At 61.0% G+C, this 23,380-nt stretch carries 15 protein-coding genes and 1 rRNA gene; 2 read left to right on the forward strand and 14 right to left on the reverse strand.

The window, feature by feature from the left end; translation table 11 throughout:
- Positions 1–245: 245 nt before the first annotated feature.
- From M1E02_RS17125 to M1E02_RS17140, 4 genes are all read right to left on the reverse strand, one after another.
- Positions 246–1,770: ribosomal RNA gene (locus tag M1E02_RS17125) — 16S ribosomal RNA — on the reverse strand.
- 511 nt (positions 1,771–2,281) lie between these two features.
- Entirely contained in the window at positions 2,282–6,007 is a 3,726-nt protein-coding gene (locus M1E02_RS17130; protein ID WP_479375397.1) for a 1,4-alpha-glucan branching enzyme, read from the reverse strand.
- Position 6,008: 1 nt separating this feature from the next.
- On the reverse strand, positions 6,009–7,805 hold the full coding sequence (gene treS, locus M1E02_RS17135) for a maltose alpha-D-glucosyltransferase (protein ID WP_479375398.1): 1,797 nt from the start codon (positions 7,803–7,805) through the stop codon (positions 6,009–6,011).
- Positions 7,806–7,809: 4 nt separating this feature from the next.
- Positions 7,810–9,879 carry an alpha-1,4-glucan--maltose-1-phosphate maltosyltransferase gene (locus M1E02_RS17140; protein ID WP_479375399.1) on the reverse strand — a complete coding sequence of 690 codons (2,070 nt, stop codon included), beginning with the start codon at positions 9,877–9,879 and terminating at the stop codon, positions 7,810–7,812.
- Positions 9,880–10,012: 133 nt separating this feature from the next.
- On the opposite strand from M1E02_RS17140, the gene glgP reads away from it, so the two are divergent.
- On the forward strand, positions 10,013–12,631 hold the full coding sequence (gene glgP / locus M1E02_RS17145; protein WP_479375400.1) for an alpha-glucan family phosphorylase: 2,619 nt from the start codon (positions 10,013–10,015) through the stop codon (positions 12,629–12,631).
- Between the two features lie 62 nt (positions 12,632–12,693).
- Here the strand turns inward: glgP and M1E02_RS17150 are convergent, their stop codons facing one another.
- From M1E02_RS17150 to M1E02_RS17185, 8 genes are all read right to left on the reverse strand, one after another.
- On the reverse strand, positions 12,694–13,050 hold the full coding sequence (locus M1E02_RS17150) for a barstar family protein (protein WP_479375401.1): 357 nt from the start codon (positions 13,048–13,050) through the stop codon (positions 12,694–12,696).
- Positions 13,051–13,113: 63 nt separating this feature from the next.
- Positions 13,114–15,228, reverse strand: coding sequence for a glycogen debranching protein GlgX (gene glgX / locus M1E02_RS17155; RefSeq protein WP_479375402.1), 2,115 nt, complete (start codon positions 15,226–15,228; stop codon positions 13,114–13,116).
- A gap of 187 nt (positions 15,229–15,415) precedes the next feature.
- On the reverse strand, positions 15,416–16,405 hold the full coding sequence (gene rlmB, locus M1E02_RS17160) for a 23S rRNA (guanosine(2251)-2'-O)-methyltransferase RlmB (protein WP_479375403.1): 990 nt from the start codon (positions 16,403–16,405) through the stop codon (positions 15,416–15,418).
- A 92-nt stretch (positions 16,406–16,497) separates the two neighbouring features.
- Positions 16,498–17,955 (reverse strand): cysteine--tRNA ligase, encoded by a 1,458-nt coding sequence (gene cysS / locus M1E02_RS17165; protein ID WP_479375404.1) that lies wholly within the window; start codon positions 17,953–17,955, stop codon positions 16,498–16,500.
- Between the two features lie 32 nt (positions 17,956–17,987).
- Complete coding sequence (locus M1E02_RS17170; RefSeq protein ID WP_479375405.1) at positions 17,988–18,317, reverse strand: hypothetical protein; 330 nt, start codon at positions 18,315–18,317, stop codon at positions 17,988–17,990.
- A 92-nt stretch (positions 18,318–18,409) separates the two neighbouring features.
- Positions 18,410–18,919 carry a 2-C-methyl-D-erythritol 2,4-cyclodiphosphate synthase gene (gene ispF, locus M1E02_RS17175; protein ID WP_479375406.1) on the reverse strand — a complete coding sequence of 170 codons (510 nt, stop codon included), beginning with the start codon at positions 18,917–18,919 and terminating at the stop codon, positions 18,410–18,412.
- A 1-nt stretch (position 18,920) separates the two neighbouring features.
- A complete protein-coding gene (gene ispD / locus M1E02_RS17180; RefSeq protein WP_479375407.1) occupies positions 18,921–19,742 on the reverse strand; it encodes a 2-C-methyl-D-erythritol 4-phosphate cytidylyltransferase in 822 nt (273 codons plus the stop codon).
- 88 nt (positions 19,743–19,830) lie between these two features.
- Positions 19,831–20,313, reverse strand: coding sequence for a CarD family transcriptional regulator (locus M1E02_RS17185; protein WP_026266570.1), 483 nt, complete (start codon positions 20,311–20,313; stop codon positions 19,831–19,833).
- A 313-nt stretch (positions 20,314–20,626) separates the two neighbouring features.
- On the opposite strand from M1E02_RS17185, the gene M1E02_RS17190 reads away from it, so the two are divergent.
- Complete coding sequence (locus tag M1E02_RS17190) at positions 20,627–21,184, forward strand: hypothetical protein (RefSeq protein WP_479375408.1); 558 nt, start codon at positions 20,627–20,629, stop codon at positions 21,182–21,184.
- 78 nt (positions 21,185–21,262) lie between these two features.
- On the opposite strand, the gene M1E02_RS17195 is transcribed toward M1E02_RS17190, so the two are convergent.
- Positions 21,263–21,943 (reverse strand): winged helix-turn-helix domain-containing protein, encoded by a 681-nt coding sequence (locus M1E02_RS17195; RefSeq protein ID WP_479375409.1) that lies wholly within the window; start codon positions 21,941–21,943, stop codon positions 21,263–21,265.
- Entirely contained in the window at positions 21,940–23,175 is a 1,236-nt protein-coding gene (locus M1E02_RS17200) for a sensor histidine kinase (RefSeq protein ID WP_479378203.1), read from the reverse strand. Before M1E02_RS17200 ends, M1E02_RS17195 begins: the two co-directional genes overlap by 4 nt.
- Positions 23,176–23,380: the final 205 nt, after the last annotated feature.

A 23,380-nucleotide genomic window follows, 5' to 3' on the forward strand; every position in this document is an offset into this window, starting at 1 on the left:
TTGCCTCAGGACCCAACAGTGTGCCAAACACTAAACCCGTGAACCACCACCCCCGCCGTTCCAGGACACCCTCCAAAAGGAGAACAACCGTACTGAACAGGGACAACAACCACGAGGCCGCTATTTGTTGATATTCCACCCTTGAGCACCCACCGCAGAACAATCGCCTGCGCAATGGGCCTTTACTCCTGACAACCCCTCCACACTCACATACATGAGGCAAGGTGACTGTAGGTGCTCCTTAGAAAGGAGGTGATCCAGCCGCACCTTCCGGTACGGCTACCTTGTTACGACTTAGTCCCAATCGCCAGTCCCACCTTCGACAGCTCCCTCCCACAAGGGGTTAGGCCACCGGCTTCGGGTGTTACCAACTTTCGTGACTTGACGGGCGGTGTGTACAAGGCCCGGGAACGTATTCACCGCAGCGTTGCTGATCTGCGATTACTAGCGACTCCGACTTCATGGGGTCGAGTTGCAGACCCCAATCCGAACTGAGACCGGCTTTTTGGGATTAGCTCCACCTCACAGTATCGCAACCCTTTGTACCGGCCATTGTAGCATGCGTGAAGCCCAAGACATAAGGGGCATGATGATTTGACGTCGTCCCCACCTTCCTCCGAGTTGACCCCGGCAGTCTCCTATGAGTCCCCACCATCACGTGCTGGCAACATAGAACGAGGGTTGCGCTCGTTGCGGGACTTAACCCAACATCTCACGACACGAGCTGACGACAACCATGCACCACCTGTGAACCAGCCCCAAAGGGGAAACCACATTTCTGCGGCGGTCTGGCCCATGTCAAGCCTTGGTAAGGTTCTTCGCGTTGCATCGAATTAATCCGCATGCTCCGCCGCTTGTGCGGGCCCCCGTCAATTCCTTTGAGTTTTAGCCTTGCGGCCGTACTCCCCAGGCGGGGCACTTAATGCGTTAGCTACGGCGCGGAAAACGTGGAATGTCCCCCACACCTAGTGCCCAACGTTTACGGCATGGACTACCAGGGTATCTAATCCTGTTCGCTCCCCATGCTTTCGCTCCTCAGCGTCAGTTAATGCCCAGAGACCTGCCTTCGCCATCGGTGTTCCTCCTGATATCTGCGCATTTCACCGCTACACCAGGAATTCCAGTCTCCCCTACATCACTCTAGTCTGCCCGTACCCACTGCAGAACCGGAGTTGAGCCCCGGTCTTTCACAGCAGACGCGACAAACCGCCTACGAGCTCTTTACGCCCAATAATTCCGGATAACGCTTGCGCCCTACGTATTACCGCGGCTGCTGGCACGTAGTTAGCCGGCGCTTCTTCTGCAGGTACCGTCACTTTCGCTTCTTCCCTACTGAAAGAGGTTTACAACCCGAAGGCCGTCATCCCTCACGCGGCGTCGCTGCATCAGGCTTTCGCCCATTGTGCAATATTCCCCACTGCTGCCTCCCGTAGGAGTCTGGGCCGTGTCTCAGTCCCAGTGTGGCCGGTCACCCTCTCAGGCCGGCTACCCGTCGTCGCCTTGGTGAGCCATTACCTCACCAACAAGCTGATAGGCCGCGAGTCCATCCAAAACCACAATAAAGCTTTCCACCCCCCACCATGCGATGAGGAGTCATATCCGGTATTAGACCCAGTTTCCCAGGCTTATCCCAGAGTTAAGGGCAGGTTACTCACGTGTTACTCACCCGTTCGCCACTAATCCACCAGCAAGCTGGCATCATCGTTCGACTTGCATGTGTTAAGCACGCCGCCAGCGTTCATCCTGAGCCAGGATCAAACTCTCCGTTGAAGTAAAACAAAAACAGACACAACCAAATCCCCCGGGAAAACGGGAAACAAGGCCGCACAAAATTTGAAACCAGCCAAAAAAACCAGACCATCCACGGGGTGGACAACCTGGCCAATTCAACCAATCAATAAAACAATTGGTATCAACAAACTTGGCACACTATTGAGTTCTCAAACAACAGACACACCCGGCACCACCACAACAACAAACAGCCGTGGATCGCTCCGGAGCAACTTTTCAAACTTACCCGCTAGCTTCACCCTTGTCAAATCGGGGATCCTGACTCATTTTTGCCTGAGGCGTCTGAATCATCTTCACCGACCGACTCCGGGGAGCAGCGCGGGTATTAACGTTACCACTACTTTGCCCCGGAGACAAAACGTCCCAGCCCGGTGGCCATCCATCGGAAAGGAGCCCGGAATCGTCTCGATTCCGGGCTCCCAGTGGTTGTTCTCGGCAGCTCTGCCGGCTCTCGCCGGCCCGTTGCTTAGACCACTGTTTACATCGCTCTTTACAGCACGATGGCGGGCGGCAAACCTGGCAGGGTATCGGTAACCGGCTTGAAGTAAGCAGCCCCCAGCGGAGGCAGCGTCACACTCAAGCTTGCCGGTTGTCCGTCCACCCCGGGTCCAGTCGCTTTCAGGGTGCCCTTGTTCTCCACTCCCGAGCCGCCATAAGCAACGGCGTCGGTGTTGAGAACTTCATCCCAAGCACCTGCTGACGGAACCCCAAGCACAAAGTCCTGATGCGGGCCGCCGGAGAAGTTCACCGCGACGACTACCGGGCTTCCCTTGGTATCCCAGCGGATGAACGTCAGCACGTTCCGATCAGCATCGCCGCCGTCGATCCACTGGAAACCGCCAGGCTCGTTGTCGCGCTGGTACAGAGCCGGCGTCGAGCTGTACAACTCGTTCAGGTCCTTGGTCAGGAGCTGGACTCCACGATGGGCAGGAATGTCGGCCAGCCACCAGTCAAGGCCATGCTGTTCGGACCATTCAGCTTCCTGACCGAATTCGGTGCCCATAAAAATAAGCTGCTTGCCAGGATGCGCCCACTGGAAAGCGAGGAACGCACGGAGATTGGCCAGCTGCTGCCAGCGATCGCCGGGCATCTTGCGCAGCATCGACCCCTTGCCGTGCACAACTTCATCGTGGCTGATGGGCAGGAGGAAGTTCTCGGTGAAGGCGTAGACAAGCGAGAACGTGACCGTGCCGTGGTGCCACTTGCGGTTGACGGGGTTTTCGGAGATGTACTTCAGCGAATCGTGCATCCACCCCATGTTCCATTTGATCCCGAACCCGAGTCCGTTGTGGCTGGTAGGTGCGGTCACGCCGGGGAAGGCAGTAGATTCTTCCGCGATCATGACGGCACCGGGGTGGGTCTTGTAGACGGTGGCGTTGGCTTCCTGGAGGAAGGACATGGCTTCCAGGTTTTCCCGGCCACCGAACCTGTTGGGCTGCCACTGGCCGTCTTCCCGGGAGTAATCCAGGTAGAGCATGGATGCGACAGCATCTACCCTTAGTCCGTCAATGTGGAACTCATCCAGCCAGTACAGGGCATTGGATACCAGGAAGTTCCGCACTTCAGTCCGGCCGAAGTCGAAAATGAGCGTTCCCCAGTCGGGGTGCTCGCCCAGGTTGGGATCCGCGTGTTCGTAGAGTGGTTGACCATCGAACTGTGCCAGCGCCCACGAGTCCTTGGGAAAGTGCGCGGGGACCCAGTCCAGCAGCACACCGATGCCTGCCTGGTGGAGGGCGTCGACGAGGTGGCGGAACTCATCGGGGTGCCCGAACCGTGATGTGGGGGCGAAATACGAGGTGACCTGGTATCCCCAGGAGCCGCCGAACGGGTGCTCAGCCACGGGCATGAACTCCACGTGCGTGAAGCCAAGCCACTTCACGTACTCCACGAGTTCCTTGGCAAGTTGGCGGTAGTCCAGTCCCACGCGCCAGGAGCCCAAGTGGACTTCGTAAACGCTCATGGCCGAGTTGTGCGGGTCACGCTCCGCACGGGCAGCCATCCATTCGGCATCCTGGAAGTTGTACGTGGAGTCAACAACGCGGGACGCCGTCAGGGGTGGGACCTCCGTGCCGAAGGCCAGCGGATCAGCCTTCTCGATCCAATGACCGGCCTTGGTCTTGATCTCGAATTTGTAGCACGCCCCTGCTACAACGCCTGGGATGAAGAGTTCCCACACGCCTGAGGAACCAAGCGAGCGCATCGAGTACTCCCGGCCGTCCCACGCGTTGAAATCACCCTTTACGCGCAATGCCTCTGCATTCGGTGCCCAGACGGCGAAGGAGACGCCATGGATTTCTCCCAACGACGAGGCATAGTTCTGAACGTGTGCTCCGAGTACTTCCCAAAGCTTCTCGTGCCGGCCTTCGCCGATCAGGTGCAGGTCCACTTCTCCGACAGTCGGAAGATAGCGGTAGGGATCGTCGGTGGTCTGCGGCAACCGGTCCTCGTAGGTGACCTCGAGCCGATAATCCGGAACATGGCCAGGATCGATGGGATCCAGGACAGCGACCCATATGCCATGTGCCTCGTGGGACATGGGGAAAGTTCCGGCAGCAGTGACAACGGAAACAGCCTCCGCGAGGTGCTTCACCGTCCTGATGGTGACGTGGCCATGATCGTCCAGGTGTGCACCCAGGACCGAGTGGGGAGCGTGATACTCCCCCGCAGCGACTTTCGCCAGGACATCGGGATTCACGTGTAGAGGCGCCCCGGGCCGTTCGGTGCGTGCTGAGCCTGTCATGTTCTTGTTACCTTCCGCTGCCGCTCCGGCGGGTGTGCCGGAGCCTGTACTGCTAAGGAGACGCTGGGATGCGTTCACTGGAATGGCCAGCCACCCCGGCCTGTTCCGCAATTCATAAACGACTTCGTAAAGTGCCTTATCCAGCCACAATGCCACGAACAAGGGGGATTCGCGGTCAATCGTTCCCGGTGTGACCTCCGCATAGCCGGCGAGAAACGCCTCGGCGCAGTCATCCACCCACGAAACGGGCACTTCAGTTCCTGCTGTTTCACGGACGGCCGCACCGGCGGCGTAGTCGAAAGACCGCAGCATGCCCACGACGTCCCTGAGGGGGACGTCAGGTTGGTTGCGTTCCGAAATAGGCCGCAGCGGTTCACCCTCAAAGTCCAAAATCGCCCACCGGGCGGGATCTTCCCCTGCTCCTGGGACCTGCAGAATCTGCCCGAGGTGGAGGTCACCGTGGATCCGCTGCAGGGGACCCGCCTCACAACCGTCCAAGCGGTTGAGCAGGACTGCCAGTTCGTCGTCGTACGGCCCTACGGCGGTGCCCGCTTCCGCCCAGGACTGCCGCACGCGCTGGGCCACTCCGGGTGCGATGTCCTTCCCGGGGGACGATTCAGCCGTGAGTCCAAGGGTCTCAGCCAGCCTGCGGTGCACAGTGGCTGTAGCCACGCCAAGGTCATGGGCTTCCCTGGAGAAATCCCTACCGCTGGTGGCTGCATCCACTGCGAGGCGCCAGGCGTCCAGCCCTCCGGCAAGGAACTCATGTGCCACGGCGAGCTCTCCGTGCACGGGTTCCCCCTGACCAATGGCCGCCCCATCCGGCCCTCTGCCCGGGGCATCCCACTGTCCAGTCACCCAGCCAAGGGTGGCAGGCACCTCGACGGTACTGGCAGCAGTCAAAGCTGCCCCCACCTCCACCTCGGGATTGCGTCCTGCGGTAAGGACGCGGAAGAACTTCAGGATTGCCGCCGATTCGCCGTCGTCCACGATGACAGAACTGTTGGACTGCTCACCTGAGAGAACCCGGACCTTACCCTCCGTGGTTGGCAACCGGAATCCTGAGGGGAGAAGGTGCCCCTCAGCAGTCCCGCCAGGGGCTGTGCTCTCGGTCCGCATCAGGTCCAGCCACGACGATATGAAGCCGCGGTCGTGGACGGCGTCGTAGATCCACCGGTGTCCCAGATCCGAATGGACACTTTCGCCGACAAGGGCTGCATCGGCTCCCGGCAAGGGTTCGTTCCGGTAGCTGAGGGGCACTTGAACCACATCGGTGCGGCTGGCGCCGTCGGCAGTGGAGTAGGTGACAGCAACCATGAAGACTTCATGGCCAACACCGGATTCCCTGTCAGTCAAGGTGAGTCCGCCTACGGGGGCCAGGGAAAAGTCGGCGCCCTTGACCGGAAACCAGCGTTGGGACGGAAGCCAGGCCGTGAGGAGTTCGCTGAGCGGCGGGTTGAGTGTTGTTGTCCGCATGTCAGCCCTCGATGGAAAGGATCGGCATCGCCTGGGTGTAGGGGGACGATGGGTTGGACGCCGCCGAACGTACCCTCAGCCAGAAAAAGTCGTGGCTTCCCAGGGTCAGCGTAAGGTTGCCGTCGTCACCGATGGGCGGGAACGTCTGGCCGCCGAAGACGTCCCGGAGCCCGCGGCCGGCCAACTGCGGCACCCGGAGCGTGGTGGCTACAGGATGCTGCGAGAGGTTGAACGCGCAAAGGATGGTTTCGCCTTCCTCCCCTGCCGAGTTGCCCTCCGGAAGTTCACGCAGGTACGCAAGTACGACGTCGTGATCGGCTTCAATGTGCCGGAAACCGCCGAGGCCGAAGGCCGGATGGTTCCGGCGGACGCTCAGGATTTGCCGGGTCCACCGCAGCAGCGAGCCCGAGTGGGCAGCCTCAGCTTCCACGTTGGCCATGGAGTAGTTATACACGAGGGATTGAATGACAGGCAGGTACAGCTTGCCCGGATCCGCATGGGAGAAGCCGGCGTTGCGGTCAGGGTTCCACTGCATAGGAGTGCGGACAGCGTCGCGGTCTTCGAGCCAGATGTTATCCCCCATGCCGATCTCGTCCCCGTAGTACAGGAATGGGCTTCCAGGCAGGGAGAGCAGCAACGCGTTGATCAGCTCGATCTCGGACCGCGAATTGTCCAGGAGCGGGGCGAGTCTGCGTCGGATGCCGATATTCGCCCGCATCCGGGGATCCGGGGCGTACCAGCCCAGCATTGCTGCGCGTTCGTCCGCTGTGACCATCTCGAGGGTGAGTTCGTCATGGTTCCGAAGGAAAGTTCCCCATTGGGCGCCCTCCGGAATGTCCGGCGTATCCCGCATCGTTTCGATGATGGGTGCCGCCTTCTGGTCCCGTAGGGCGTAGTAGAGCCGGGGCATGATGGGGAAGTGGAACGCCATGTGGCATTCGGGCTCTTCCTCGGTCCCGAAGTACTCCACCACCTCGTTGGGCGGCTGGTTGGCCTCTGCGATTATGACGCGGCCCGGGTAGTTCTCGTCCACCATTTTCCGGAGCTTGCGCAGGAACTCATGGGTTGCCGGCAGGTTTTCGCAGTTGGTCCCCTCCTCTTCAAAGAGGTAGGGAATCGCATCCGCACGGAAACCGTCGATGCCCTGGTCCAGCCAGAACCTCACGACGTCGAACAGCGCATCGATGACCCGGGGGTTCTCAAAGTTCAGGTCCGGCTGGTGGCTGAAGAAGCGGTGCCAGAAAAACTGCCGGCGGATGGGGTCGAAGGTCCAGTTGGACTCCTCGGTATCGACGAAGATGATGCGCGCGTCCTGATACTTCTCATCCGTATCGCTCCACACGTAAAAATCCCCGAAAGGCCCGTCCGGATCCTTCCGCGACTCCTGGAACCACGGATGCTGATCGGAAGTGTGGTTCAGCGGAAGATCGATAATCACGCGGACGCCGCGGGCATGCGCCTCTGCGACCAGCCGCTTGAAATCGCTGATGGTGCCGAACTCGTCCAGCACGGAGTTGTAGTCCGAGATGTCGTACCCGCCGTCACGCAGCGGAGACTGGAAGAAGGGCGGCAGCCACAGGCAGTCAACGCCGAGCCATTGCAGGTAGTCGAGCTTTTCGATCAGTCCGTGAAAGTCCCCCGAGCCGTCTCCGTTGCCGTCTGCAAACCCACGGACAAGGACCTCGTAGAAGACCGCCTTCCGGTACCACATTGGATCGTGCGGTAGTCCGGGCGCGTTCAGTTCGAAGCTGCTCTTGGGCGTGAAGTGATGGGTAGGGTTCTGCGGGCTGAAACTCACTAGGCTACCTCCGGATGCTGAAGATGTGGGCAGGTTCGATGTGCGCGTCAAGCCTTACGTAGTTGTACTCCCCCCACTCATAACTCTCGCCGGACACAAGGTCGTCCACCCGGAATCCGCCGCCAGGCGTGAGGTTCTCCGGATCGAGCTCCAAGGCGGCCAGATCAAGGGCAACCGTACTCTCGCGGGCGCTATGCGGATCCACGTTGACCACAATGATCAGGGTGTCCTTGGTGCCGTCAGGGAGGGATTTGTGCTTGGAGTAAACAATGGTGGCTTCGTCAGTGCTCTGGTGCAGGGTCAGGTTCTGGAGGTCGCCCAGCGCAGGGTGGGTGTGCCTGATCTCGTTGAGCCTGGTGATGTACGGCGCCAGGGTCCTTCCCGAGGCTGCAGCGGCGTCCCAGTCGCGGGCCTTGTACTCGAACTTCTCGTTGTCGATGTACTCCTCGGCTCCAGGGCGGGCTACATGCTCATACAGTTCATAGCCGGCGTACATTCCCCAGATCGGGCTTGCCGTTGCTGCGAGGGTGGCCCTGATCTTGAATGCCGCCGGTCCTCCATACTGCAGGTACTCGGTGAGGATGTCCGGTGTGTTGACGAAGAAGTTGGGACGGAAGTACGCCGCCGACTCGTGACTGACCTCCTGGAAGTACGTCTCCAGCTCAGTCTTGGTATTGCGCCAGGTGAAGTATGTGTAGGACTGCTGGAAACCAGCCCGGCCCAGTGCGTGCATCATGGCAGGCCGGGTGAAAGCCTCGGCCAGGAAGACAACCTCGGGGTGCTTTTTGTTGACCTTGCGGATGAGCCATTCCCAGAACCAGACGGGTTTGGTGTGCGGGTTATCAACACGGAAAATTTTGACCCCGTGGCTCACCCACAACAGCACAATGCGAAGAATCTCGTTTGACAGCCCAGCGGGATCGTTATCGAAATTCAGCGGGAAAATATCCTGGTACTTTTTCGGCGGGTTCTCGGCGTAGGCAATGCTGCCGTCCACCCGCGTTGTGAACCATTCCGGATGCGACTGCACCCACGGGTGGTCCGGGGCTGCCTGCAAGGCCAGGTCCAGCGCCACTTCAAGGCCCAGTTCGCCTGCCCGTGCCACAAAAGAGTCAAAGTCTTCGAACGTGCCAAGGTCCGGATGGATGGCGTCATGGCCGCCTTCCTTGGCGCCGATAGCCCAAGGCGAACCGGGGTCGTTGGGCCCGGCGATCAGCGTGTTGTTTGGCCCCTTGCGGTGCTGCACGCCGATGGGGTGGATGGGCGGCATGTAGATGATGTCGAATCCCATGGCGGCCACAGCTTCAAGGCGCTTAGCGGCGGTCTGGAAATTTCCTGAAATCCATTCACCGGTTTCGTGGTTCCGTACCGCGCCTTCGGAGCGGGGGAAGAATTCATACCAGGCGCCGCGGCCAGCGAGGTCGCGCTCTACGAGGAGGGGGAATTGCTCCGAGGTGGTGACCATGTCCCTGATGGGCTGGCGTTCGACGACGGCGGCTATGTCCTCGCTGAAGCCCGCCGCCAGGCGTTCCTCGGGAGACAGCGATGTATCGGAAAGAACGACGACGGCGGTGCGAAGAGTGCGCCGATCGGCTGAGTTTCGGCTCGAGTCCTCCGCGGCTTCGGCCAGGATCGCGGCACCTTCGGCGAGCATGAGCTCCACGTCGATGCCGGCCCCAACCTTGACTTCGGCGTTGTGGTGCCATGTTCCGTAACGGTCGTTCCAGGCCTCGATCATAAAAGACCAGTTGCCGGTGGACGTGGGCGTCAGGATGCCTTCCCAGAGGTCTGTGCCCTTGCCGCGGTCGCCGCGGGGCGGAAACAGCCGGACGCGTTGCCGCTCTTTCCCCTTGGGGTCCAGGAGCACTGCGCTCACGCCGAGCTGATCATGGCCCTCGCGGAAAGCGGTGGCAGACACCACCAGGTCTTCGCCTGGCAATGCCTTGGCGGGGAACTTCCCGCCCTCAACAACTGGCCCCACATTTGTGATCGGGAAACGGCCGAATTGCAGGCCGTCCGTGATCAGAGCCTTGGGCTTTTGCTTGGATGTGGCACTGGTTCGGGAATTAGTCACAGGCTCGACGTTATCGAGAAATCCGGGGAAATGCTAAGGAAGCGATCTTTTTCTGACTCAGCGATTCGTCATTTACACAAATGAAACCTCCACATGTTCCGACGAGTCGGAGTTGTCCGTTAGTGTGGCGCAGGTGAAGGCAATCCGCAGATTTACCGTCCGAACCGTTCTTCCGGAGTCGATCCGACCGCTTGCTCGATTGGCGGGCAATTTACGCTGGTCGTGGCATCGCCCCACCCGTGAGCTGTTTGAAGGTCTGAACCCCAGAATCTGGCGCGAAAGCTCCAACGATCCGGTGACTTTCCTGGGGTTGGTGAGCCGCGAGGAACTTCAGCGGCTGGCCGCTGACCAGGACGTTGTCCGCCGGGTACAGGAGGCAGCCGAGGACCTGGACCGTTACCTCGAACAGCCCCGCTGGTACCAGGGCCTTGGCGAAGATGCCCCCGCCTGCATCGCCTATTTCTCCCCCGAATTCGGTATTACCGAAGTGCTTCCCCAGTACTCGGGCGGTCTCGGTATCCTGGCCGGCGACCACCTCAAGGCTGCCTCGGATCTGGGCGTCCCGTTGATCGGTGTGGGACTGCTTTACCAGGCTGGCTACTTCAAACAGTCCCTGTCCCGTGACGCGTGGCAGGAGGAAACCTACCCGGTCCTGGATCCAGATGGGCTGCCGCTGACGCTGCTGCGGGAAGCATCCCCCGACGGCAACGGTAAGCCCCTGCAGATCTCGCTTCCCCTCCCCCACGGCCGGCGCCTTCTGGCGCATATCTGGCGTGCCGACGTCGGACGCGTTCCGCTTTTGCTGCTGGATTCCAACGTTCCCGGAAACGACGACGCCGCCCGAAGCATCACGGACCGGCTGTACGGGGGCGGCGGGGACCACAGGCTTCAGCAGGAGCTCCTGCTGGGCATGGGTGGAGTCAAGGCACTCCGCGCCTACCAGAAGCTCACGGGCATTCCCGCACCTGAGGTGTTCCACACGAACGAAGGCCACGCCGGATTCCTGGGAATCGAACGCATCCAGGAGCTCATGTCGGCAGAACATCCGCTCAGCTGGGAGGAAGCCTTGGCAGCCGGGAGGGCGTCCACGGTTTTCACCACCCACACGCCCGTGCCCGCAGGAATCGACCGCTTCGAGGCCTCCCAGATCCAGCACTTCTTCGAAGCCGGCCTGGCGCCCAGCGTCCCCGTCTCGAAGATCCTGGACCTGGGCCGCGAAAACTTTGCGGGAGGCAACGCGTCGGTCTTCAATATGGCGGTCATGGGCCTGCGGCTGGCACAGCGGGCCAACGGCGTAGCAAAACTCCATGGTGTGGTTTCACGTGGAATGTTCTCGGCGCTTTGGCCAGGCTTTGACCATTCGGAAATTCCCATCACGTCCGTTACCAACGGCGTCCACGTTCCCACCTGGGTGGACGGACGGGTCTCCAAACTTGCCCGGGAGCAGTTCGGCGCCGAAGCTGAGGCTGCCGGCCGCTGGGATCTGGCCTATAACGTCAGCGATGAGGACGTCTGGGCGCTCCGTCGTGAGATGCGGGTGTCCCTGGTGGAAGATGTGCGCCGCCGGCTCCGTGCGTCATGGAAGAAGCGAGGTGCGGCCGACGCAGAGCTCCGGTGGACCGATTCGGTGCTGGATCCCGATGTGCTGACCATCGGATTTGCCCGGCGCGTTCCCACGTACAAGCGCCTGACGCTGATGCTGCGTGAACCTGACCGGCTGAAAGCACTGCTCCTCCACAAGACGCATCCGATTCAACTGGTTATCGCCGGCAAATCCCATCCTGCCGACGATGCGGGCAAGAAGATGATCCAGGACCTGGTCCGCTTCACCGACGATCCCGAAGTGCGGCATCGCATCGCCTTCCTGCCTAACTACGACATCGCGATGGCCAGGACGCTTTTCCCTGGTTGCGACGTGTGGCTCAACAATCCCCTGCGACCGCTGGAAGCCTGCGGAACCTCGGGAATGAAGGCTGCCATCAATGGCTCCCTGAACCTCTCGGTGCTGGATGGCTGGTGGGATGAGATGTACGACGGCGAGAACGGCTGGGCGATTCCGACGGCCAACAACGACGCCTCTCCTGAGGAGCGCGACGACATTGAGGCCGCTGCGCTCTATGAGCTGCTCGAAACCCAGGTGGCGCCGCGGTTCTATGGCTCCACTGTCTCCGAAGGTGCAGGGGCGGCAGGTCCTTCCCAGACCGGGCCTGAAAAGGTTCCAACACACTGGGTGTCGATGATCAAGCACACCATGGCACACCTGGGGCCAGCGGTCTCGGCGGACCGCATGTTGCAGGACTACGTGAACATTTTGTACCGTCCGGCTGCCGTTGCCGGAAGGTCTGCCACGGCGCACTCGTTTTCTCAGGCCAAGAGCCTCGCTGCCTGGACTTCCAAGATCAGGGCCGCCTGGCCGCAGATCCAGGTGGAACACGTTGACTCCGTGGGCGTGTCCGAGGACCCGCAGATCGGTGACACCCTGCAGGTCAACGCCTACGTGGCCCTGCATGAGCTGACGCCGGACGATGTCTACGTTGAGGTTGCTTACGGCCGGGCCGAAGAAACCGACGAACTGGCGGACATCACCGTGGTGGAGCTCGTTGCTAAGGAAGATCTCGGTAAGGGCCGGCACCTCTTCAGCGGCTCGCTGCTGATCGACCGCTCAGGCTCGTTCGGCTACACGGTGAGGGTACTCCCGAAGCACGAGGCTTTGGCTTCCAAAGCCGAGCTTGGCCTCATCGTCAACGCCTGATCACTTAGCTGGACGGTCCTGCCAGCCAGGACCGTCCAGCCGGGGGCCATACAGCCGCGGATCTAGAGGCAGACAGTGACTATGGCCAGATCCTTGCCTGCGTAGCTCTCGGCGTCCTGGAGGGTTTCGCAGATGATGGCGAAGAACCGGTCTGTGCGGAATGATGCCGGAACCTGCCAGATAACGGTGACCGGTTTGTTTCCGTTTTCTGCGACAGCGTCAGCCAGATCGTGGAGTGAATCGTTCAGATCATCGAGGTCCAGGGCGTCGTACTCGGGAAGGTCCAGGGCCTCGCCGAACGTCGCCAGGACAGCCCGTTTGGTGTCGGCCGCAGGGACCATCAGGAAGCGCCGCCCGGCGTCGTCGGCCTGGGCCTTTAACTCATCGATGGTCCAGGTGTCAGCAGAGTAAATTTTCACAAGTGCCCTAACGTACGTTCAACCAGAATTGCGCAACCAGAGCCCGTCGGTGTCCGAAGGTGCTCAGGTCCGGTAGATACTGATCGTATTCGCTTGGAGTACATCCCGCTCGCCTGAGGACACCATGACACCCTGGCGGCGGTCGTGGAGTGAGGACGTAGTGAGGCGCAGCTCGAAGGCGCGCTTTCCTGTGCCTTCCTCATTGACGACCTCGGGCAGCCTGATCTTGAAGTCCTGATTGCTTCCGTTGATGACAACCAGACCGTCCACCTGTCCGTCCTCGGAGCCCAGCAAAAGCTGCACAACGCGGTGTTGCGGGTCATTCCAGCGCTCCATGGACATCGGATCGCCGTTCTCGTCGAACCAATGCAGGTACGCCTGCTTGTCCCGGGCAGGGTAGTCGTGAGGCTGGCTGGCCAGGAATTCCTTGCGCAGGCGGATCACCCGTTTGGTGGTGCGGAGCATGGCATGTTTCTCCGGCGTATTGGTCCAGTCCAGCCAGGTGAGGGGGTTGTCCTGGCAATACGCGTTGTTGTTGCCCTGCTGCGTGCGGCCGATTTCGTCGCCCGCAGTCAGCATGGGAACGCCCAGCGAGATCATAAGCGTAGCCATAAGGTTCCGGCTGGTCTGGGCACGTTGTGCCAGGATGGCTTCGTCCTCGGTACGGCCTTCGAATCCATGGTTATAGCTGCGGTTGTCTCCGTGGCCATCGCGGTTCTGCTCGCCGTTTGCCTCGTTGTGCTTACGGTCATAGGACACCAGGTCAGCAAGCGTAAAGCCGTCGTGGGCAGTGATGAGGTTGACCGACGCCATCCTGGACCGTCCCGAGGGCTCGAACAGGCTTGCGGAACCGGAAATGGAATCGGCGAGCCGCGCAACTGAGCCGCCTTGTCCGCCGGCGTTGATTGCGGCACGATCCGCGAGCCAGAATGAGCGCAGCGCGTCACGGTAGTGGTCATTCCAGTCCACCCAGCCCGGCGGGAAGCGACCGGTCTGCCAGCCGCCGTAGCCTACGTCCCACGGCTCGGCGATGAGCTTTGTTTCGGAGAGAACAGGATCCGCTGCGACTGCCACCAGGAACGGATGCCTCGGGTCAAAATCATTGGCCGCGTTCCTGCAGAGCGTCACGGCCAGGTCAAAGCGGAAACCGTCGATATGGAATTCATCCACCCAGTACCGGAGCGAATCCAGGACGAGCTGCACAACCCGGGGTTCCCCGAAGTTCAGTGTGTTGCCGCAGCCGGTGGTATCGATGTACCTCCCGTTACCGTCATTGCGGTAGTACTGCATCTCGCCAAGTCCACGGAAGCTCAGGGTCTGCCCGTCGCGCCCACCTTCAGCCGTGTGGTTGTACACGACGTCGAGGATCACCTCGAGCCCGGCAGCGTGGAGAAGCTTCACCATGCCCTTGAACTCGTCCTGCACAGCGTGCGGCCCCGCCTGCTGTGCAGCCCGGGTGGCGTACCCGGGATGGGGGGCGAAGAAAGCGGCAGTGTTGTAGCCCCAGTAGTTGGTCAGCCCCAGGTTCTGAAGGTGCGGTTCGTCCAGATGGAAATGCACGGGCAGCAACTGAATCGACGTCACGCCAAGACCGGTCAGGTGCTCGATCATGGCAGGGTGTGCCATGCCGGCGTAAGTCCCGCGCAACTCCTCCGGAATGTCCGGGTGCAGCATGCTTTGCCCACGGACGTGTGCCTCGTAGAGGATCGTATTGCGCCAGGGTACCCGAGGGCTCCTGTCGGATCCCCAATCGAAACCATTGGCCATTCGGACGCTGGTAATCAGCCGTTCACGCTGGTCCACGGCACGGCCATAGGGGTCAAGCAGCAGGGGCTGCTCACCGGCGTCGTCAAAATCAATGGTGGGAAGCGAAAGGGGCAGCGCCCGTTCTCCTTCAACCGTCCGGAAGCCGTAACGGGAACCGACAGGCATGCCCTCTATGACGCCGTGGTGGACACCGTTGGTGATATTGGGTAGTGCTGCCAACTGCCATTTTCCGCCAGGCGGCTGGAAGGCAACCTCCAATGCTGACGCGCCGGGAGCGTAAACAGCAACGTTCACGGAGGCATGGTTGAGTTCGTCCATCGCGGGGGAACCCGTGCGATGAACGCTAACACCGAGGGGGAACGCCCGGGAGGCGTCTACGGTTGAAGCTGTGTCCAGTAGCGGCATGACCATCGATTAAAGCTTAGCGGGACGGAACAAATGATCCGTCTTATCGACTTAATTATTGGCTGGCAGTGGTTCCAGACGAGGAAACCCTCCCCCACCTAATGGTGAGGGAGGGTTTCCGATTTTAGTGCGAAATGTGAGGGAGCGTCTCCGTTTTTATTGCGAAACGTGAGGGAGCGTCCCCTGCCGGGGCCTACTTGGTGGCGCGCTGCCTGGACACTTCATAAAGCGAAATGCCCACTGCCATTGAAGCGTTTAGTGATTCCATGGCCGAGTCGATGGGGATGGAGACGATCTGGTCGCAGTTTTCACGAACCAGGCGGCTGAGGCCCTTACCTTCGGAGCCAACAACAATGCAGACGGGCTCAGTAGCCAGGGTCAGGTCCGGCAGCGAGACGTCGCCGTCGCCGTCGAGGCCCAGAACGAAGATGCCCATGTTCTTGAACTGCTTCAAAGCGTTGTTCAGGTTGGCGGCACGGGCTACCGGCACGCGTACGGCTGCTCCGGCGCTGGTCTTCCAGGCGGAGGCCGTGACGCCGACGGAGCGGCGCTCGGGGACAATGACGCCGTGACCGCTGAAGGCAGAGACGGATCTGATGATGGCCCCGAGGTTGCGGGGGTCCGTGATGCCGTCGAGGGCAACGAAAAGGGGTGCGTTGGCTACATGCCCCTTCTTCCAGCGGTCAACGGTCTCCTCCGCGAGATCGTAGGCGTCCTGGTATTCGTAGGGCGGGATCTGCAGCACGAGGCCCTGGTGAACGGCGTCTTCGGTCATGCGGTCAAGCTCGGTCTTGCCCGTCTCCATCAAAGGAATACCCCGTTCTGCGGCCAGCTTCAGGGACTCCTTGACGCGATCGTCCATCTCGATCCGGACGGCCACATGGAGGGCCTTGGCGGGGATGCCTGCGCGGAGGGCTTCGACCACGGAATTGCGGCCGGTGACTACTTCTTCAGTAGCCCTTCCCTTGGGGCCTGTTCGTGCGGCACCTGCACTCCGGGCGCCGGTTCCGCGCTTCGCTGCCGACCTTTCGGAGAGCTGCTTGCTCTTGTGTGCCTTGTGGTACGGACGGTCCTCCGCCTTGGGCGTGGGGCCCTTACCCTCGAGGGCTTTGCGGCCGTGGCCACCTGTACCGACGGTGGGGCCCTTCTTTGCTTTGACCGACCGGCGACCGTTGTTGGCCATGAGTTCCACCCTTGATTGTGTTGACTAAGTCTGCATACCAGTCTACTGAATCAAGTTAAATCGAGTTCCAGGCCTGTTTCCGGCCAGACCCGTTATTCCCGTTGCAGGCTCCAGGTGGCACCCTCGGGGCCGTCTTCGACGATGATGCCTGCCGCTTTGAGGGTGTCCCTGATGGCGTCGGACGCTGCCCAGTCTTTGGTGGCCCGGGCTTCCGCGCGGGCCACCAGCTGTGCTTCCACCAGGACCTCGAGGGCAGTGTTGGCCTGGTTGTCTGAGGCCGGCGTGGCGGCAGCACTGATACCCAGGACCCGCAGCATGTCCGTGACGCTCACCAGGGCCTCATTGGCCTCATCGAGGTTGCCCTCTGTGAGCGCGGTGTTGCCCGTGCGGACCGTCTCGTGGAGGACTGCGAGGGCCTGGGGAACGTTGAGGTCGTCATCCATTGCGGCGGCGAACGCGTCCGGAACGGTGCCGTAACTGAAGAACGTGTATGACTCGCCGGCCGAGGCGAGAGCCCGGACGGCGCGGTTTATGAAACCATCAATGCGCTCCATCGCGGCAGCAGCCTCCTGGAGGGAGGTGGGGCGGTAGTCCAGGATTGAGCGGTAGTGTGCTTGGCCCAGGTAGTAGCGGACCACCCTGGGTGATGCCAGTTCCAGCATCTGGCTCGGGCTGATGGTGTTGCCGATGGACTTGGACATCTTTTCACCCTCGTAGGTGACCATGCCGTTGTGCATCCAGAAGTTCGCGAAACCCTGGCCTGCCGCCTGCGACTGGGCCATCTCGTTCTCATGGTGCGGGAAACGGAGGTCCAAGCCGCCGCCATGGATGTCGAATTCCGTACCCAGATACTTCGTGGCCATAGCGGAGCACTCCAAATGCCAGCCCGGGCGGCCGGTTCCCCACGGCGATACCCAGCTTGCCGTCGTCGGCTCCCCAGGCTTGTATCCCTTCCAGAGAGCGAAATCCCGGGGGTCCTTCTTACCCCGCGGGTCGGCGTCGGCAGCACCCTGCATATCGTCAATGTTCTGGCGCGTCAGGGACCCGTACTTGTCCCAGGAGCGCACATCGAAATAGACATCCCCTGAATCGTCCAGAGCCGGGTAAGCATGGCCACGGTCGATCAGCTGCTGGATCAGGGCGTGCATTTCCGGGATGTGGCCGGTTGCGCGTGGTTCATAGGTAGGGCGGGAAACACCCAAGGTGTCGTAGGCCTTGAGGAACTCCTGCTCGTAGCGATAGGCCAGCGCCCACCACTCCTCGCCGGCGATTTCTCCCGGCCCGCCACTGAAATCGGGTTCAAAGGAAGCGGCTGATTTCGCCAGGATTTTGTCGTCGATGTCCGTCACGTTGCGGACCACTGACACGCGGAAGCCCCGGTACTGCAGCCAGCGCGTGAGTTGGTCAAAGGCGATGGCTGAGCGGATGTGCCCTACGTGAGGCATACCTTGGACTGTGGCACCGCAGTAGTACAGGCTCACTTTGCCAGATACCAGAGGAACGAAGTCGCGGACTTCGGCGGATGCGGTGTCGTAAAAGCGGAGGGTCACCGCTCCAGATTAGCCGATGCGGCTGCCGCCCCTTACTTGCAGACCTCGCCGATCCTGTTGTTCTGCTCTTTGAGCTCTTGGGTCTGTTCCGCGCTCTTGGTACCCAGCGAAGTGCCCGCTGCCTTTTTCATGATGTCCGCCATTTTTTGGATGGGATCCGCCACTTCAGGAGCCACCTTGTCCGCGACTTCCTGATAGTGCTTGGCGATCTGGTCCGCCTTCTGCTGCTCGTTTCCGCTCGGCACAAAGGTGTCACCGCTGAGGAATTTGCAGCTCTCCTCCACGCTCATCTTGGGGGAGCCTGAACAGCCAGTCAGCAGTACTGCTGAAGCAAGTACGACGGCGGCCAGCGGCTTGTTCACGGGAAGTCTCCTGAAGGGTGTGGAAGCAGGGTCAGTGATTAAGGGTAGGCGAAAGGGCCGCTGCAAGCCCGTCTGTGTCGCTTCCGGTCTTTTCAGCTGACGCGGTAGACCAGGGCAGTGGCTATAGCAGAGATGCCCTCTCCGCGCCCTGTAAAGCCAAGACCATCGCTGGTGGTGGCACTGACGCTGACAGGGGCTCCGGCTGCGCTGCTGAGCACTGCCTGGGACTCTTCACGCCGGGGACCAAACTTAGGCCGGTTGCCGACAAATTGAATGGCGATGTTGCCGACCTCGAAGCCCTCAGCCCGAACGATTCTCGCAGCCTCGGCCAGCAGAGTGACACCGGATGCACCGGCCAGCTCGGGACGGCTTGTTCCGAAGTGGGTTCCGAGATCGCCCACGCCGGCTGCGGAAAAGAGTGCATCAGCAGCGGCATGTGCCACAGGATCACCGTCCGAATGGCCGGCGAGTCCGCGTTCACCTTCCCAATGGAGCCCACCCAGCCACAACTCACGGGGCTCGTTTTCGGGGGTGAAGGCATGAACGTCTATGCCAATACCGATGAGGGGAATGAGTGGAATGACGGGCCCTGCAGCAGCCATGTCAGCCCTCCACCCAGCGGATACCCAATGGACCTTCGAGTAATCCCTCAGCAAGGATGAGGTCCAGCGGTGTGGTGATCTTCAGCGACTGGCTGGCCCCGCGGACTGCGTGAACAGGGACTCCAAGGAGCTCCACCAGCATGGCGTCGTCAGTGATTGCCGCGGACTGCTCGTCGTCAAAGCCCTCGGCTGCCTGGTGCGCCCGCAGCAATGTGGCCAGCTCGAAGCCCTGAGGTGTCTGTACTGCCCGCAGATCCTCCCGGGGAGCGGTGCCCGTGACGATCTCCGGAGCGATCCGGGCGTCGTCGCCATTGGTCACGGCGACGGTCTTGACAGTGTCCACCACGGGAATTACGGGGATCACAGCGGCGGCACCAGCGGCCAGCGCATTGACTACGCGGTGGAATACAGTCTCGGGCGTGAGCGCGCGGGCTGCATCATGAACCAGGACGGCATCCGTACCGCTTTCAACGGCAGAAAGGGCAGCCCGGACAGAATCGGCCCGGGTTGCACCGCCGTCGACCATTGTGATGAGGGGCCCGCCGTCGACGAGTTCCTCGCTGAACTCCTCGCACAATCTCCGGAGTTCCCCGTCACCCTTTGGCAGCGCAATGCAAACCTGCCGTGCGACGCCTGCAGCAATGATGCCCCGCAGGGTATGCATCAGAATGGGCTCGCCGCCCAGCGGGACGCGCGCCTTAGGGATACCGTAACCAAGCCGCTGCCCGGATCCTGCCGCTACAACAACGACTGCGACGGCGGGCGTGAGAGAGGGGGCTCCGGAGTCCAGTCCTGTTGCCGCCGATTCGTGTGGTGAACTCATGGGCATAACACTACGTGGCACTCCCCGGCCGGACCCCAAAGAGGGCAAAAAGAAACCCCGGCGGCACCTTGCCACCGGGGTTCAATTCTTAGGAAGCCAAAACCTCGTCGAGAACGCTTGCAGCCTTCTCTTCGTCGGTCTTTTCAGCCAGTGCCAGTTCTGAAATCAGAATCTGGCGGGCCTTGGCCAGCATGCGCTTCTCGCCTGCGGAAAGGCCGCGGTCGTGATCACGGCGCCAAAGGTCACGAACGACCTCTGCTACCTTGATGACGTCCCCGGAAGCAAGCTTCTCCAGGTTTGCCTTATAACGACGTGACCAGTTGGTGGGCTCTTCAGTGAACTCGGCTCGCAGCACATCAAAAACGTGCTCCAAACCTTCTTTGCCCACTACGTCACGGACCCCAACAAGGTCAACGTTCTCTGCTGGAACTTCAATGGTCAGATCACCCTGAGCCACCTTGAGCTTGAGATACATCTTCTCTTCGCCCTTGACAGTGCGCATCTTGATTTCTTCAATTTTGGCTGCACCGTGGTGAGGGTAAACTACTGTCTCGCCGACCTCAAAAACCATGTGGACTTTCCCCTTTCCCGCAGACCAGTTTATCACGATTCAGGCATATGACTGGCACTGAAGGGGTCCTGGAACCGCATGAATACAGGGAAAAGGGGCTGAAACAGGCCCCTGCGACCCCTTGACGAATGCGGATAATAGTGCATGCCACCAGCTCTGCCAAGGATCTCCGAGGGGCCCCTCCTGCTCACGAACCACTTCCTGCAAGGTCCTGAAATGGGGCCTATTATGTACAGCCGGAATCCGCGTTTCATGGTGTTTGCGGCTAGGCTATGGCCTGAATAATGTTTCAAACTCTCGAGGAGTACTTGACGTGCGTTTCACTGCGATCACCCGGGGCCAGCGCGGCAGGCTTGTTATGGCTACTGCCGCTCTTGGTGTCAGCCTGCTGTCAGTGACAGGCTGCGGCTACATCAACCCTCAGCAGACCGCCGAGCAGTACTCTGCGTCCGACGGAATCCGCGCTGATGTTGGACCGCTGCAGATCCGGAACCTGATGATCGTCTCCACAGGCGAAGACCAGCCCGGACGGGTCATCGGTGCCGTCTACAACTCCTCGTCCAATGACGTGAAGCTCACCCTCAACGGCGCAGCTGGCTCACAGACCGAGATCCCTGTGGCCAAGAACTCCTACACGCTGCTCAATGAGACCACCGACCCCGCCATCCTGAGCACCACAGGAGGAATTCCCGGATCCCTCGTTGACGTCAAGTTCAAGGAAAGCGGAACCGGCCAGAACGGTGAAGCCAAGGTTCCCGTTCTGGATGCCACGCTCCCCGAATACCAGGAGTACCTGCCGGCGGGCAGCGAACCCACTGGCACGGCTTCCCCGGAGTCCACACCGACGCCGACCAGCAGCGCAAGCCACTGACCTTCCCGCGGGCGTAAACCGCCACGCGAAAAAGGAGCGGCTCCCCATGGGGAGCCGCTCCTTTCGTTTACGGACCTTTTAGGGTTCGAACTTGTAGCCGAGGCCCCGCACTGTGACCAGGTAACGGGGGTTGGACGGGTCCGGCTCAATTTTGCTGCGGAGTCGCTTGACGTGGACATCCAACGTCTTGGTGTCGCCCACATAGTCGGATCCCCACACCCGGTCAATGAGTTGGCCACGCGTCAGCACCCGGCCGGAGTTTCGCAGGAGCATCTCCAGCAATTCGAACTCCTTCAGAGGAAGGGACACGTGGTCCCCGGAGACACTGACGACGTGCCGCTCGACGTCCATCCGGACTGGCCCGGCCTGCACGGTGTTGGAAATCAGCTCCTCGGGTTCCGCCTGGCGCCGCAGCACGGCACGAACCCTGGCAACCAATTCGCGTGAGGAGTAGGGCTTGGTGACGTAGTCGTCGGCGCCCAGCTCCAGGCCCACCACCTTGTCGATTTCAGAGTCCTTGGCGGTCAGCATGATCACGGGCACACTTGAACGCTGGCGGAGCTGGCGGCATACCTCGGTGCCGGACTGGCCCGGCAGCTGAAGGTCCAGCAGCACCAGGTCGGCGCCGTTGCGGTCGAATTCGGTGATGGCGTCCAAGCCGTTATCCACCACCTCCACCTCGAAGCCCTCCTTGCCCAGCAGGAAGGAAAGGGGGTCGCTGAACGATTCCTCGTCCTCAACAATCAGAATCCGGCTCAAGCACTGGCTCCTTGTTCATGGACGCCTGCGGCGTCGCGTCGTTGTGATGATTTCTGGCGTCCGGGCGCCGCAGCTTCGGCGGGCGTGGAGGAGTCGGCTGCGTCGCCGTCGTCCTGCCCTTCCATTTCGGGAAGCCGCAAGGTGAACGTCGATCCCTGCCCGGGCTGGGACCAGAGTGTCACTTCGCCTCCGTGATTCGAGACCACATGCTTGACGATGCTAAGACCCAGCCCCGTTCCTCCGGTATGGCGGGAGCGGGCCGCGTCAACACGATAGAACCGCTCAAAAACCCGTTCCTGATCCTCAGGTGTGAGTCCGTCGCCCTGATCCGTCACCGACACCGAGATCAGGCCCTCGCTGGCTTTGACCCCGATGCCCACCCTGGTGTTTTCGGGGGAATAACGGATGGCGTTGTCGATCAGGTTCCGCAGCGCCGTGACCAACAGGTCCTGGTCACCGAAGACCATGGCTTCCACCCGACCGCCGATCACTATTTCTATGTTCTTGCTCTCGGCCGGCAACTGCGATCGGTCCACAGCTTCGGTAATCACCGAGTTGATGTCCACCGGATGGCCTTGTTGGGCTACGTTCGCCCCCTGCAGGCGGGACAGTTCAATGATGTCCTGCACGAGGGCCGCCAAGCGTGCTGATTCCTTGTGCATCCTTTGAGCGAAGCGCCGCACGGCCTTCTCATCATCAGGCGAGGCTTCGAGCGCCTCCGCAAGCAGGGAGATAGCCCCGACAGGAGTCTTCAGCTCATGGGAGACGTTCGCAACGAAGTCATTGCGGATCTCTTCGGTTCTGGTGATCTCGGTGCGGTCGTCGGCCAGCAGGAGGATGTACTCCTCGCCGAGCATTGCCGCCCGGAGCTGGACAATGATGGTTCCTTGCCCCAGGGGCCCGCGAGGCAACTCCAGCAGTTCCTCCAGGATCACGCCGTCCCGACGCACCCTCGCCGTCATGTCCAGCAATTGCTTGTGCACAACGGTATGCCCGCGGACCAGCCCGTACGCATAAGCTGCCGGGCTCGCACGCACCACACCATCAATGGCATCGACAACGAGGAAGGCACGCCCAAGTACTGCCAGGACTTCCGCGGCCCCATCTGGGAGGGCAGGCTCATCGAAGTCGCCGTCGACCAGTTTGCGCTGCTGCTCGCTTATCCGGAAGGCGAGGACGCCAAAAATGCCCAACGCCAGCCCGACCAGGCCGGCGATAACACCGATAAGCATAGGATCCACGGCTCCAGCTTATGCGGTACAACTGATGGCAAACGGGCAATAGCTGCGATTGGGCCAGCGGTTCAGCTAACGTTCACTTATTGACGCCTAACAGTTCACCCGACGGTGACAGAGTTATCAGTTGGACTGCCGGAACGGTGACACGAAACCTGCCGGTCACGCTGGTGGCTGCACAGTTTCAAAGGAAAGGACGCCT

The sequence above is a fragment of the Arthrobacter sp. Z5-13 genome, assembly GCF_056499105.1.

Bases quoted from the DNA above. Each gene is read 5' to 3' on its own strand.
- M1E02_RS17130 (WP_479375397.1), bottom strand. From the start codon at position 6,007: ATGCGGACAACAACACTCAACCCGCCGCTCAGCGAACTCCTCACGGCC.
- glgX (WP_479375402.1), bottom strand. From the start codon at position 15,228: ATGGTCATGCCGCTACTGGACACAGCTTCAACCGTAGACGCCTCCCGG.
- rlmB (WP_479375403.1), bottom strand. From the start codon at position 16,405: ATGGCCAACAACGGTCGCCGGTCGGTCAAAGCAAAGAAGGGCCCCACC.
- ispF (WP_479375406.1), bottom strand. From the start codon at position 18,919: ATGGCTGCTGCAGGGCCCGTCATTCCACTCATTCCCCTCATCGGTATT.
- ispD (WP_479375407.1), bottom strand. From the start codon at position 19,742: ATGAGTTCACCACACGAATCGGCGGCAACAGGACTGGACTCCGGAGCC.
- M1E02_RS17185 (WP_026266570.1), bottom strand. From the start codon at position 20,313: ATGGTTTTTGAGGTCGGCGAGACAGTAGTTTACCCTCACCACGGTGCA.
- M1E02_RS17200 (WP_479378203.1), bottom strand. From the start codon at position 23,175: ATGCTTATCGGTGTTATCGCCGGCCTGGTCGGGCTGGCGTTGGGCATT.